The 12,121-nt window shown below is 69.9% G+C and carries 14 protein-coding genes; 7 read left to right on the top strand and 7 right to left on the bottom strand.

Translation table 11 applies throughout. The features are described 5' to 3' along the window. Positions 1-194: 194 nt before the first annotated feature. The 6 genes from WME75_RS46825 to WME75_RS46800 all read left to right on the top strand — a co-directional run bounded on the left by WME75_RS46825 (position 195) and on the right by WME75_RS46800 (position 4,321). On the top strand, positions 195-1,670 hold the full coding sequence (locus tag WME75_RS46825) for a hypothetical protein (protein ID WP_437485053.1): 1,476 nt from the start codon (positions 195-197) through the stop codon (positions 1,668-1,670). Positions 1,671-1,688: 18 nt separating this feature from the next. Continuing rightward, positions 1,689-2,144 carry a hypothetical protein gene (locus WME75_RS46820; protein WP_437485051.1) on the top strand — a complete coding sequence of 152 codons (456 nt, stop codon included), beginning with the start codon at positions 1,689-1,691 and terminating at the stop codon, positions 2,142-2,144. A 23-nt stretch (positions 2,145-2,167) separates the two neighbouring features. Then, entirely contained in the window at positions 2,168-2,443 is a 276-nt protein-coding gene (locus WME75_RS46815) for a hypothetical protein (RefSeq protein WP_437485049.1), read from the top strand. A gap of 235 nt (positions 2,444-2,678) precedes the next feature. Beyond that, positions 2,679-3,008 carry an ArsR/SmtB family transcription factor gene (locus WME75_RS46810; protein WP_437485047.1) on the top strand — a complete coding sequence of 110 codons (330 nt, stop codon included), beginning with the start codon at positions 2,679-2,681 and terminating at the stop codon, positions 3,006-3,008. A 10-nt stretch (positions 3,009-3,018) separates the two neighbouring features. After that, positions 3,019-3,528: an SRPBCC family protein gene (locus WME75_RS46805; protein ID WP_437485045.1), complete on the top strand. Its 510-nt coding sequence runs from the start codon at positions 3,019-3,021 to the stop codon at positions 3,526-3,528. 124 nt (positions 3,529-3,652) lie between these two features. Continuing rightward, entirely contained in the window at positions 3,653-4,321 is a 669-nt protein-coding gene (locus tag WME75_RS46800; RefSeq protein ID WP_437485044.1) for a glutathione S-transferase family protein, read from the top strand. A 160-nt stretch (positions 4,322-4,481) separates the two neighbouring features. On the opposite strand, the gene WME75_RS46795 is transcribed toward WME75_RS46800, so the two are convergent. The 5 genes from WME75_RS46795 to WME75_RS46775 form a co-directional block, all read right to left on the bottom strand. Then, the gene (locus WME75_RS46795) at positions 4,482-5,063 is read right to left on the bottom strand and encodes a hypothetical protein (RefSeq protein ID WP_437485042.1); all 582 of its coding nucleotides are present in this window, start codon (positions 5,061-5,063) and stop codon (positions 4,482-4,484) included. Positions 5,064-5,941: 878 nt separating this feature from the next. Further along, on the bottom strand, positions 5,942-6,256 hold the full coding sequence (locus WME75_RS46790) for an SDR family oxidoreductase (RefSeq protein ID WP_437485040.1): 315 nt from the start codon (positions 6,254-6,256) through the stop codon (positions 5,942-5,944). Continuing rightward, entirely contained in the window at positions 6,253-6,759 is a 507-nt protein-coding gene (locus tag WME75_RS46785) for a hypothetical protein (RefSeq protein WP_437485038.1), read from the bottom strand. Before WME75_RS46785 ends, WME75_RS46790 begins: the two co-directional genes overlap by 4 nt. A gap of 858 nt (positions 6,760-7,617) precedes the next feature. Further along, entirely contained in the window at positions 7,618-7,773 is a 156-nt protein-coding gene (locus WME75_RS46780) for a hypothetical protein (RefSeq protein WP_437485036.1), read from the bottom strand. A 24-nt stretch (positions 7,774-7,797) separates the two neighbouring features. Next, positions 7,798-8,040, bottom strand: coding sequence for a hypothetical protein (locus WME75_RS46775; RefSeq protein ID WP_437485034.1), 243 nt, complete (start codon positions 8,038-8,040; stop codon positions 7,798-7,800). 464 nt (positions 8,041-8,504) lie between these two features. On the opposite strand from WME75_RS46775, the gene WME75_RS46770 reads away from it, so the two are divergent. Further along, the gene (locus tag WME75_RS46770) at positions 8,505-9,170 is read left to right on the top strand and encodes a dihydrofolate reductase family protein (protein ID WP_437485032.1); all 666 of its coding nucleotides are present in this window, start codon (positions 8,505-8,507) and stop codon (positions 9,168-9,170) included. Positions 9,171-9,312: 142 nt separating this feature from the next. Here WME75_RS46770 and WME75_RS46765 read toward each other — a convergent pair whose 3' ends face one another. Together WME75_RS46765 and WME75_RS46760 are read right to left on the bottom strand one after the other, a co-directional pair. Continuing rightward, a complete protein-coding gene (locus WME75_RS46765) occupies positions 9,313-10,155 on the bottom strand; it encodes a hypothetical protein (protein ID WP_437485031.1) in 843 nt (280 codons plus the stop codon). A 64-nt stretch (positions 10,156-10,219) separates the two neighbouring features. Next, on the bottom strand, positions 10,220-12,070 hold the full coding sequence (locus tag WME75_RS46760) for a vWA domain-containing protein (RefSeq protein ID WP_437485029.1): 1,851 nt from the start codon (positions 12,068-12,070) through the stop codon (positions 10,220-10,222). Positions 12,071-12,121: the final 51 nt, after the last annotated feature.

Raw genomic sequence — 12,121 nt, 5'->3', positions numbered from 1 at the left:
TGAATTTTCGTCTGTCACCGTAGCTGTGTATGGTAAACGTGGCACTCGCGAATCCGCAGGGGAGCGACGTGCGACGTCGGCCTTCCGCACAGGGGTCTGCGGACAGGGAGAAGACCATGTTGATGGGTGGTAAATCTCGGCGCCGAGCGCACGCGTCGCGCCTGGCGCGCGTCTCGAGTGCTGCCTTCGGAGGCGTGCTCGTCACAGCATCTCTCGCGCACGCGCAGAGCCCTGCCGCCGGCGCCGCCCCGGGGACCGCAGCATCGCCCGCCGCGACCGGGGCAACCGCAGCATCGCCCGCCGCGACCGGAGCGGCGGCCGCCACGACGGGAGCGGCAACCGCGGAGCCCGCGACGAGCGGAGAGGCGACCCTCCTCGAGCGGCTCGCCGCGGCGGAGAGGCTGGCGGCGGAGGCGAACGAGCGAGCGACGGAGGCGAGCAAGCGAGCGGCAGAGCTCGCGAAGCGCCTCTCGACGGTCGAGGAAGCGCAGGTGTCACCGCAGGAAGACGCCAGCAGGGACCTTCTCCGGATCTACGGGTTCATCGACGTCGGCGTTCAGCGCACCTGGATCAAGGAGACGCTCATCACGTCCAGTATCCCGCAGGCGAACGCCTTGAACTTCGTCGTCGGGAACTTGAACCTCTATCTCGACGCGCAGCCCCACGACCACTTCAACTTCCTCGGGGAGCTGCGGTTCACGACCGCGCCCGCCGGCACGCCGGTCGCGGTGACGCCGCCGCCCGGCGTGACGCGCCGGGTGGGCACGCAGCCGTACGGGAGCATCGACACGACAAAGCTCGACACATCCATGGTCTATGGCGGGCTCGTCTCGATCGAGCGCGCCCACATCGACTGGACGCGCTTCAACCTCTTCAAGCTGCGCGCCGGGCAGTTCTTCACCCCGATCGGCATCTACAACGTCGATCACGGCAGCCCGGTGCTCATCACCGTCGACAACCCCTATTTCATCGTATCAAGCCTCTTCCCCACGCGACAGACCGGCGTCATGGCCTACGGCAGCGTGTTCGCGGGCCCGTGGGAGCTCGGATATGACGCCTACGTGAGCAACGGGCGCAACGAGAGCGCACCGTTCGCCTTCGACGACAACCGCGGCTTCGGCGGCCGCCTGCACGCCAGCTACGAGGACCCCGGCAAGCTGACGCTGAAGCTCGGGGCCTCGTTCCTGACGGACAGGGCGCGGGACTGGGTCGCCGACACAAAGCCCGACTCGCCCGAGCCGGACGTCCGCGCGACGTGGGCTTTCCGGGAGTACATCGCGGGGGGAGATGTGTCGCTCGACGTCGGGAAGACGCGCCTCCGGGCGGAGGCGATGGTCGTCCGCGTGATCTACGATCAGGGTGCCCGGCGGGAGATAGCACCCGGAATGTACGACGTGGACGCCTGGCGGACCTCGGCTTATCTCCTGGCGGCGCACCGGATGAATTTTTTGAACATGGAACCGTTCATCCTGGGCGCCACGCTGTACGGGCCGTTCTTCGGGACCGATACCTTGCTGCAGATTGGCGGCGGCCTGAACTTCTACATCACCCCGGACGTCACGCTTCGAACCCAGGTGAGGCAGGTGTTCTTCACCTCCTTGCGCGAGGAGACCGAGGCGCCGGGGGTTGACACCACGTCCATGATGGCACGTCTGATCTTGGCCTTCTGAGAGAGGCTCGACGCAACGATGAAGCGTTCATCCCTTCTGCTCCTCCTGGCCCTGCTCATCATGAGCCCGCCCGCCTCGTCCCTCGCTGTCGAGGAAGAGATCGCCGTGGTCGCCAACCAGGCCAACCCTGCGCGAGCGGCGGGGCGCGACACGCTCCGCCCGATCTTCCAGACGACGCGCACGGAGTGGTACGGCCGGTCGGTGATGCCGTTGAACCTCCCCGACGACTCCTCGCTGCGGCAGCGCTTCGACAGGGCGGTGCTGGGCCTCGCTCCCGATGGCGTCGCCCGATACTGGATCGACCGCAAGATCCGCGGCGGCGAGCGGCCGCCGCGCAAGGTGTCGAGTCCGGGCGCCGTCCTCCGCGCGGTGGCCGAGGAAGAGGGCGGCGTCGGGTACGTGGCCGCCAGCGACGTCAACGCCTCCGTCAAGGTGATCGCGCGCATCCGCGACGGCCAGGTCATACCGCCGTGAGCCTGCGGAGAGAGGAACGAATCATGGATATCTACCTGTCTCGCCTCACGCCGCCCACCCGCTCTCGGGCCCTCGTCGTCGTGCTCGGCGCCGTCTGCGCGGCGATGCTCGTGGGATGCTGGGATACGGACCCCTGTGATCCGGGCCAGATCGTCGCCTGGCATACGTGCATGGTTCCTTTGCCGCCAACCGGCTCCACGGGCAGTGATGGAACCACGGGCAGCGGCGGCGCCGCGGGCGGCGGCGGTGCCGCGGGCGGCGGCGGCGCCGCGGAGCTTCGGTCAGGACCTCGCCGATAAGCCGCTCCCCTATCGCACTTCCCGTTCCTCGGCGGAGGTGACGGCTCCTCGACCATCGGGCGCAGCCGCTCGAGCGCGCGATCCCGGCCTGCGGAGATGCCGTCGAGGAACACTCGGGCTTCCTCGATCCGCCGCGGCTCGAGCGCGTACAGGACCTCGCGCCCGCGCCGCTCGTGCGTCACGAGGTGTTCGACCTTCGCTTGACTTCCGGGAGCCGATCCACAACCATATGGTTGTGGATTCGTTGAGCACGACCCTGGCCGCCCTGAGCGACGCCACCCGGCGCGCGATCCTCGTGCGGCTCAAGACGGGGCCCGCGTCGGTGCACGAGCTGGCGCAGCCGTTTCAGATCTCGCAACAGGCCATCTCCAAGCACCTGGCAACCCTGGAACGAGCGGGTCTGATCGAGAAGCGGCGCGACGGACGGCAGCACGTTTGCCAGCTCAATCCCGCGCCGATGCAGGAGGTGGCGACCTGGGTCGAGCAGTACCGGCAGCACTGGGAGGAGGCGTTCGGCCGCCTGGACGACCTCCTGCACGAGCTGCATCCGCCAAAGAAAAGGTGATCACGTCACGATGCAATTTTCTCAAACCCCTCATGAGCCCACGGTCCTCATCGAGCGCACGTTCGATTTTCCGCGCGACCTGGTGTTCGATGCGTGGACGAACCCCGACCTGCTGGCGCGCTGGTTCGCGCCGCGGGGGTGCACCATCCGCTTCGCGCGGATCGACATCCGACCGGGAGGAGGCTTCCACTCGTGCATCCACAACCCGCAGTTCGGCGATTGCTGGACCGTCGGTGTCTACCGCGAGGTCGTGCGGCCGGAGCGGCTCGCGTTCACCCTGCGGATCGCTGACGCGAACGGGAATCCCGTCTCCTCCGAGAGCCAGGGGCACGAGCGGGACTGGCCCGAGGAGACGCTCGTGTCGATCACCTTCATCGAGCGAAACGGGCGGACGCTGGTGAGGCTCGAGCAGAACGTGAGCGAGGCGCTCGCTCGCCGGACCGGCGCGCACCCGAGCTGGCTCCAGATGCTGGACGCGCTCGGCGAGGAGCTGGCGAGGGGCGCGCAGAGGCCCGGCTAGAACATCGATCAGGCTGATTTCGTGAAAATCTCGGGCGCTCCGATGGAACGCTCGACGGTCTCGCCGGACCATGACCGCTTGCAGACACGAACCGCTCGCAGACACGCGAAGCAATAAGGCCACCATGACGACACCGATCCTCTACGCCCACCCCTTCTCGTCCTACTCCCAGAAGGCCTTCATCGCCTTCCATGAAAAGGACGTCCCTTTCGAGCTGCGCCTGCTGGAGCCTTCCAACCCGCAGGCCGGCGCCGAGCTGGCGGCGCGCTGGCCGCTCGGCAAGTTCCCCGTGCTCACGGTCGGCGACCTCACCCTGTGGGAGGCGACCATCGTGGTCGAGTGGCTCGACCAGACGCATCCGGATCCTGCCCGCCTGATCCCGCCCGATCCGGCCGCCGCACTCCAGGTGCGGATGTTCGACCGCGTCTTCGACAACTACGTCATGAATACGATGCAGGTGATCGTGAACAACCGCATCCGCGAGATGCAGTCCAACCCGCGCGATGAGTACGGGGAAGTTCAGGCCCGCGCCGCCCTGGACAAGGTCTACGCCTGGCTCGACGGCCAGCTCGCCGGCCGCACCTGGGCGACAGGCGACGCCTTTACCCTCGCCGACTGCGCCGCCGCCCCGTCGCTGTTCTACGCCGACTGGGTCCACCCCTTCGACGACCGCCCCAACCTCCGCGCCTACTACCGCCGCCTGCGCGAGCGCCCGTCCGTCGATCGCGCTGTCGAGGGCGGCCGCCCCTATCGCCACTACTTCCCGGGCGGCGCGCCGACCGATCGCGATTAGCTCCAGAGCTCTGGCGCAATGCGCTGATGCGGATCTCCGGGCCAACCTGCAAGACACACCAGCAGGGTACAGCCTGATGCATCCCCTCCTATAATCCCAAGAGTTTCACGGGTCACGGCGTGCTCACGGAGAACTTCGCCGTACGCTGTCATGAACCGAATCAGCCGTCTTGACGCCCGCCGACCGCGGGCGCGGGGACCGCCGCCGCCTCGGGCGCCGTCGAGCGCTTGTAGCGGCGGATCGCCGATTCCCCGATCGCCCGGGTCGCGGCGGTCGCGGCGAGCGCCCCTGTCGCCACGGCGAAGGCCGGGTTCATCGTCGCCGCGAGGACAGCCATCGGAGCGGCGGCGCTGGCGGCGCAAGTCGCCACCACGGCCGCGATCTCCTTCACGCGGTCGGATTCGTCGATGTCCTTCCCGAAGAGCAGCGCTATCTCGAGGATCAGGTAAAGGTGCATCCTGGTGAGGATGGATGTGCCGGCGACGAACCCCAGGCCCTCGTACATGACGCCGAACCCGGGGATGATGGCGGGCGTATGGACGATGCCGCCCGCGGCGAACGCGATCGCCGCGGTCGATCCGACCAGGTGGCGCGCCTGCTGCTCGGGTGACTCGTCCGGATACATGCGCCGCACGCGGTCCGCCACCTGGCGGACACGGGACTTTCGGAGCCTCAGGACGAAGTAGAGAAAATCATCGGTGAGCAGGCTCTGCTGACCCGCATGCTGCTGCGCGACTGCCATGGGTTGCTCCTTTACAGGCCGCTACAGGAACGCATCAAACGGATTATGTCCTGACCAGGAGAACATCGGCGCAACGCCGTTCCTCTGCACGCCAGCGGCGATCGCTGCCGCAGAGCGCCGCGGCAGCTTCCGCGCTGGCCCTTGCGGATAGAGGATCGGCGCCACGGCAGACGGCGTTGCGTTCACACGTGATGGCTAGGACACCGAACAGGTTGAAATCGCCGAGAAAAATGAACCACAGAGGGCACAGATTTTTTCATTTTTGTTCCTCTATGTCCTCCGTGTCTCTGTGGTTCAAGTCTCTTCATTCCCGGACGTTTCAAGCTGATCAGTGCTCCAGCCGAGATCCTCCCGGCGACTTCTCTCTCATGCTCGGCCGCCCTGCGAGAGCTGTACCGGTTCTCGTCCACCGCTGCGCCGCACGGCGAGCCCACCGACGTTCCGGGTCGCTCACCCAACCGTGGGCCGCCCTGCTGCAAGAGCACCGTCGTGCGCCGCAAGCGTAGCTGCCGTCCCGGTGCGGCCAGGGCAAGACGCGCCCGCTGCCGTTCCGGAAGGCGACGAGGTTCGTGCCCGTCGAGACGCGCAGGGACGCGGGGCGCGCCTCGCGCCGCGCGAGATCGACGAGCCGCGTCTCCGAGAGGAGTTCGAGCAGGCGGATCCGCCCGTCGTGGGCATGGCCGGCGGACGACCCGAGCCGGGTGAACACCGGCGTCGACGTGGTCCCGGGAAACAAGGTCGACGAATATTACGCGTTCCTCCACAAGATCGGCGCGAGCCAGCAGCGGCGGGGCCGTCCAGCGGCGCGAGCCTGGGGCCACGCGGGACGCCCGACGGGGATGCCGCCGAGCGCGCTCATGATGCCCTGCCGCGTCCTCTCAGCCCTTCGCGCCCGGCGGAGCGCCCGGCGCGCCCTCCGGCTCGGGGAGGGTCCAGATGTCGCCCCAGGGCGGCTGGCCGCCGTCGACGCCGTAGACCGCGCCCGTGATGAAGTCGTTCTGGTCGCTGGCGAGGAAGACGATGAGCCGCGAGACCTCCTCGGGGGTGGCGCGGCGCTTGAGCGGGGTGGCGCGCCGCGCCACGTCGTCGGCCTGGAGCCCCGCGCGCCCCATGAGCTTCAGGGCGGCCTCCCTGGTGGCGGCCGTGGCCTTCTTCACGCAACCGCCCTCACGGGCATCGGCGTCGTCGCTCATGGTGGACGAACGATGCCGAGCGGTTGGGAGAATACCTCATCGACCGTCGCGGCCATCGCTGGATTGAGGGCTCTCCCAAGCCGCCATTCATCCATGGCCATGGCCAGGGTCTTGAAAATCACCTGAGGGTTGGCCGGGTGCTGCTCCACGAGGATGGTGCGGCCGCCGATCTCCCCCACGATGGTCGTCGTGTGGACATTGGCGCTGTTGGCGAAGAGCAACACCGTCCCAGGCTCGAACCGGCGCGCCGTGACCTGGAGAATCAGGTCGTCTGGATCCGTGACCGCGATGGTATCGGTATCCCTGACTTCGAGAGGAATGCGGGTGTCAGGGCCATAGAGCTCCGCCCTGAGGTTCCTGGCAAAGTCGGTGCACAGCTTGTTGCGGGTCCTCCGCGCCGCCCGGTCGACGGCCGCCACCACGTCCTGATGGTTGATCTGCACGCGGTGATGCTGGAACAACCGCCGGATCGTCTCGCTATTTCGCGCGGTGACCTCCCGCATGAGCCGCTGCGTCCGCGCCTGTGGGCCTTCGGCGAATGGCATCCAGTCCGTACGGTTCCCCGGCACCCTCTGCAACGGAAACCTCTCTTGGATCTGGGGAGCTCTCCGGTTGTACGCCTGGTATGCATCCACCAACCCTCCCAACGCACCCCCGAGCAGCGCACCCGGAACCTGGCCCACGTAAGCGCCGGCCAGCGCCCCGATCTGCATATAGCGAGGCTGGGCCGCGGACGTCGCGGGAGCCTCATTGGGCGCATCCTTACCGCCGACCCCACGAGCGACCGGGCTCGCCCCGCGGCTCGCCTTCGACTGCACCGCTGACGCGCCCATCGCCGGCTGTACCGCTCTGCCGAGCGCGACCGTGGCCGGGTGCGGCGGACGCGACGACATCGCCGTAGCCCGCTGCACCGCCCCGCCTCGCGCCACCGTGGCCGGGTGCGGCGGCCGAGCTCCTGGCCCCGTCTTCTGCTGAGCCACCGTGGCCGGGTGCGGCGGCCGCTCTCGTGCCCCCGACTTCTGCTGAGCCACCGTGGCCGGGTGCGGCGGTCTCTCCGCCACTCCCCCGAACGGCCTCTTCGGCTGAGCCGCCACCGCCGGATGAGGCGGCTCCGTCATCACGGGGTCGTTGGGCTTTCTGGGCGGCATACGCTTCGATTAGGGTCCTACGCGGCGTTACGCGGGGCCAACTTTGCGTGACGCGGCGCGAAGCGGGGCGCCGGCTCGATCATCTGCGGGTGAGCCGAGGGGGTACGAACCGGTGGCCTGGGTAACGGTTCATACCGGGAGCCTGGGTAGCGCACCATCGGTGAGCTGCTCAACAAGCACAGGCTGATTCGGCCCACGGATGCTGACTATTGATTACCCCGCGCCCCGGCGGACCAGGGCCCGCAGGTGCGGCGAGAGGGCACGGCCCGAGAAGAAGAGGTCCCGGAACCAGCGCTGCGCCGGGTCGTCGTCGTGGCGCTGCGACCACAGGGCCACGACCTGCGCGGCGGGCAGCTCGAAGGAGCGCACCTTCCTGCCGCTCTTGACCGTCGACTACCTGCGGGTCGGTATTGCATGGCGCCCTGCCATGCGCTCGGCGCCCGCGGCGTGCACGACCGTACCGCCGCGCCATGCCTCGATGGACGCCGAACTGCCCGTCCCGACCAGGAGCGCGCCGAGCGCGCTCTGCGGGAGCGCGAACGCGGTGCGCAGCAAGGGCCACGCGACGCCGAGCACCGCGTCGGGCAGGCCGAGGCTCACGACCCCCACGTAGGTGAGGACCAGGAGCGGCGGCACGCGGGCGGCCTCTCCGCAGGCACCCCGCAGGCACTGGATCGATGCGTCTTCCTCAATGGATGCATACGTCGGCGAGATTGCATCTTTCCACCGGCCCGCCACCGGCGTGAAGGCGGCCCTTCGATGGGCAGATCTGTTGTGTCTGCGCGGCTATCAGCCCGTGCGCGTCACTGCGGAGGACGCCAGTGTCACCCGGGTTCAGCCGCCGGCCCGCAGCTCGACGATCAGCTCGTCACAGACGGCGATCCACGGATCGGCCGGATTGCACACCCACCCGCCGATCACGGGTCCGCCCTACGCGCGACCACCCAACTATTTGAATACACAGCATTTTTGTGCGACGACCGACCCGCGAAGAAAAATCTCTTCGGCGTGTCGATCCAGCCCCGGCTCGTTCGTCGCTTCACCAGGAGACGGTCGTCACAACGGTCGCAGGCGATGCCTGCGCAAGAGGAGCTACGCCCATGTCAAAGGTTCGGGTAAACGCATTTGGAATCGCTGTCGATGGTTACGGCGCCGGTCCCGACCAAGATCTGGCCAATCCGATGGGCGTCGGAGGGATGGCGCTGCACCAGTGGGTCCTCGGCACGAAGACGTTCCAGAAAATGAGCGCCGACTTTGCTGGATCGCTGATCGGTGACAAGGTCGGCCGAGGAGGCGTCGACGACGACTTCGCCGCACGCGGCTTCGAGAACATCGGCGCCTGGATCATGGGCCGCAACATGTTCGGGCCGACGCGGGGCCCCTGGTCCGACGACGGTTGGAAGGGATGGTGGGGCAAGAACCCGCCCTACCACGTACCCGTCTTCGTGCTCACGCACCATGCTCGTGCGCCCATCACGATGGAGGGCGGAACGACGTTCCACTTCGTCACCGATGACATCCATGCAGCGCTGAACCGCGCAAAGGAGGCGGCTCAGGGCAAGGACGTCCGGCTCGGCGGGGGAGTTGCCACCGTTCGCCAGTACCTCACCGCCGGGCTGATCGACGAGATCCACCTCGTGATCTCCCCCGTGCTCCTGGGCAGGGGCGAGCACCTCCTCGCCGGCATCGATGCGGTGAGCCTCGGCTACAAGTGCACGGAGCACGCCTCCACGGACCACGCCACCCATGTCGTCCTGACGAAGTAGCCGTACACCCAGGAGAAGCGCGCTATGAAAGTCATGGTGATCGTCAAGGCCACGAAGGAGTCCGAGGTGGGAAGTGACCCGGATGAGCTCACGGCATGCCGCCCGCCCCGGGGCGGGGGCGCCGGCATGTCTGCCTTCCTCCTCAGGCACCCCCGCGCCGCGCGCCGTTCACCTCGTCGACCGCCTCGAGCGCGCTCTCGATCTCGCGGACGAGCTCGTCCGCCGCCTGCTGCTCCCTGTCGGCGCGCGCCTCCACGGCCGACGCGTCGAGGCGCAGCTCCACCCGCCGCAGCACCTCCGCGACCCGCTTGCCCTCGGTCGAGGCGGCGTCCACACGCCGCCGCTTCAGCGCGCCCAGCGCGGCCTCCACAGCCGGCACGAGCGGCGCGGCCACGACCGGGTCCGCAGCCTTCAGCTTGGCCCGCGTGCGGTTCGCGAGCTCGATCAGCTGGCCGAACGGCGAGCGGGCGCGCCGGCGATGCACCGCCCACCCCACCGAGGCGAGCACGCCGAGCCCGAGGAGCACGGCGGCGCCCTGCACGTAAGGCGCGACCGCGGGCGGGACGGGCGGGACCAGCGCGTCCGGCACCTCGACGGTGATGCCCCCGTGGAGACAGCCGCTCAGCTCCTGCGCCGTCTGGAGCCGCGTGCGCGCGAGCGGCAGCAGCCGCAGCGGCAGGCACGGCGCCTCCACGCCCGCGAGCGCGCACGCGGGCGCCGGATCGCCGGTCGCGATGGCGTGGACCTCGTGGCTCACAGGGTCGCGGCTCGTCACGTGAAAGCCGCCCTGCGCGAAGTCGACAAGCCCGCCGCTGTCGACCGAGGCGCCGCCGGGCGCCCCCGCGGGCCAGGTCGTCGTCGCCGCGTCGATGACCGAGGCGTCCGTCGAGCAAACGAGCTTGCCGCGAAGGACGATCTCGCCGCCCGGCGCCACGTCGACGTGCTGCGCCGCGCGGTCGCGCCGGAGAGGGAAGGTCTGCGTCATGTCCGCACCTCCAAGGTGCCGGTGGCTCGCCGCGCTCGAGACATCGTGGCCATGCGCCCAGCCCTCAGCGGAGGTGCGCCCGCGAGGCGGTCTCGAGGAGCATCGCGAGCACCAGCGGCTCGCCCAGGCCGCCCGCGGCGCCCGTGTGGCTGCGGAGGCGCGCGAGGCGGTCGGCGTCCTTCAGGAACAGCGGCTCGCCGAGCGCGCCGGCCGCGGCGCGCAGGATGCCCTCCCGCTCGGAGAGCAGCGCGGCGGCGCGGGTGCGATCGCCGAGCGCGATCTGCCGGGCAGCCTCGGACAGGGTCTCGCCGGCGGCGAAGCCCTGGATCGTCCGGGCGACCGACGGATCGACGCTCGCGGCGCTGTCGGCGTCGCCGGTCGCAACCGCGACCCGGAGCGGCGCCTCGTCGACGACGTTCTTCTTCGCGACCCGATCCTTGTACTTGAGCTCGATCGACGCAAGGGTCCGCGCATCCGCGCCGGCGGGCAAGCCGAGCTTGAGGAGCAGCGCGTGGCCGTCGTCGCGCGAGAACGCCGGGATGAAGAACCGCATCCCGCCCTCGGCGTCGTCCTCGCGATCCTTCGAGATGCGATCCCGCCTCTGCGCCTGCGCGTCCGCGGCCACCTCGATCGCCCGCACGCGCGCCGCCTCGGCGTCGCTCAGCCGGCGCGACCCGTAGACCTGGAGCAGCTTCACGTCCGGCTTCAGCCGCACCCGGAGCTCGACCGCGGTCGCGACCGGATCGAGCCGCTTGTCGAGCTCGGTCGCGAGCGCCGGGGCGATCTGATCCGGGTCGCGCAGGTAGTAGTACCCGCCGGCCCCGTCGCTCGCGATGCCGCTCATGAGCGCGCCGTCGTAGTCGGCGCCGAGCCCGAAGGTGCTCGTCTGGACGCCGCCCTGGAAGGCGTCGAGCGCGAGCCTGGACAGCCGCTCCGAGCTCGTGATCCCGGCGTTCGCGCGCCCGTCGGAGAGCAGCAGCACGACCTTCACGGCGCCGTCGGAGATGCCCGGCCGGGCGGCCTGCGCGTAGCCGAGCTCCAGGCCGCGGCCGATGTTGGTCCCGCCGCCCTCGGTGATGCCGGCGATCGTGGCCTTGATCGCCGTGCGCCGGGCCCCGACGGGCCCGTCGGGGATTGTCACCGCGGCGTCGCTCGAGAAGGTGACCAGCGAGAAGTCGTCGTTCGCGTCGAGCTTGTCGACGAGCGCCTGCGCCGCGTCGCGCGCCCGCGCCATCGGCTCGCCCTTCATGGAGCCGCTCACGTCGAGCACGAGGTGCACCGACAGGTGCGGCCGCGCCGCGGGCGCCTGCGCCGTGGAGCGGAGCGCGACGCGCACGTGCACCGGGCCGCCGCCCGGCGGGACCTTCGCGCGCTCGAGGTCGGTGCGCAGGGCGAGCGTCACGCCCTTCGGGACGTCGATCGCGGGCGCGTACCGGGCGCCGACGTCGCTCACGAGCTCGCGCTCGCCGGCCGGGATGATGCCGCGCGCGACGGCCGACTCGAACGCCGCGAGGTGTCCGCCGCCGGGGCGGTACGTGGTGGCGAAGCGGCCGTTCGGGTCGAGGGCAGCCTCGCGGGCCGCGCCCCCCGCCGCGCCCTCGCTCCCTCCCGCCGCGGCGGTGGGGGCGGCGGCGGGCGGCGGCAGGCCGCCGGTGCCAGCGACCCCCTTCCGGAGCCTCTCGACGTCCCCGGGCGCGGCGGGCGCCCGCGCCGCCTCGAGCTTGTCCCTCGCCGCCGGCTCCCCGCGCTGCGCCTCCGAGGTCTCCAGCGACGCCGTCGCCGGAGACGGCCCGGAGGGCGCCGGTGCTTCGGACGACCCCCTGGGGCTACACGCGCTCCCTCCCGCCGAGAGCCCCAGCAGCAACGCGCCGCCGAGGAGCGCACGCTTCGCCCACGCCATTCCGAGCTCGCCCATGATCTTCTCCCTCCCCGCGGACCGAGCGGGTGCTCGGTCAGACGGGCCAGC

Origin of the sequence: Sorangium sp. So ce1014, assembly GCF_051521505.1 — a bacterium.
Lineage (GTDB): Bacteria > Myxococcota_A > Polyangia > Polyangiales > Polyangiaceae > Sorangium.
The sequence above is the reverse complement of the archived record's forward strand: the minus strand, read 5'-3'. Positions and strand labels throughout refer to the sequence as shown.

What these genes read in the sequence shown, in the direction of transcription:
- WME75_RS46820 (WP_437485051.1), top strand. Translation starts at nt 1,689, where the DNA reads ATGAAGCGTTCATCCCTTCTGCTCCTCCTGGCCCTGCTCATCATGAGC.
- WME75_RS46815 (WP_437485049.1), top strand. Translation starts at nt 2,168, where the DNA reads ATGGATATCTACCTGTCTCGCCTCACGCCGCCCACCCGCTCTCGGGCC.
- WME75_RS46805 (WP_437485045.1), top strand. Translation starts at nt 3,019, where the DNA reads ATGCAATTTTCTCAAACCCCTCATGAGCCCACGGTCCTCATCGAGCGC.
- WME75_RS46800 (WP_437485044.1), top strand. Translation starts at nt 3,653, where the DNA reads ATGACGACACCGATCCTCTACGCCCACCCCTTCTCGTCCTACTCCCAG.
- WME75_RS46795 (WP_437485042.1), bottom strand. Translation starts at nt 5,063, where the DNA reads ATGGCAGTCGCGCAGCAGCATGCGGGTCAGCAGAGCCTGCTCACCGAT.
- WME75_RS46790 (WP_437485040.1), bottom strand. Translation starts at nt 6,256, where the DNA reads ATGAGCGACGACGCCGATGCCCGTGAGGGCGGTTGCGTGAAGAAGGCC.
- WME75_RS46785 (WP_437485038.1), bottom strand. Translation starts at nt 6,759, where the DNA reads ATGCGGGAGGTCACCGCGCGAAATAGCGAGACGATCCGGCGGTTGTTC.
- WME75_RS46770 (WP_437485032.1), top strand. Translation starts at nt 8,505, where the DNA reads ATGTCAAAGGTTCGGGTAAACGCATTTGGAATCGCTGTCGATGGTTAC.
- WME75_RS46765 (WP_437485031.1), bottom strand. Translation starts at nt 10,155, where the DNA reads ATGACGCAGACCTTCCCTCTCCGGCGCGACCGCGCGGCGCAGCACGTC.
- WME75_RS46760 (WP_437485029.1), bottom strand. Translation starts at nt 12,070, where the DNA reads ATGGGCGAGCTCGGAATGGCGTGGGCGAAGCGTGCGCTCCTCGGCGGC.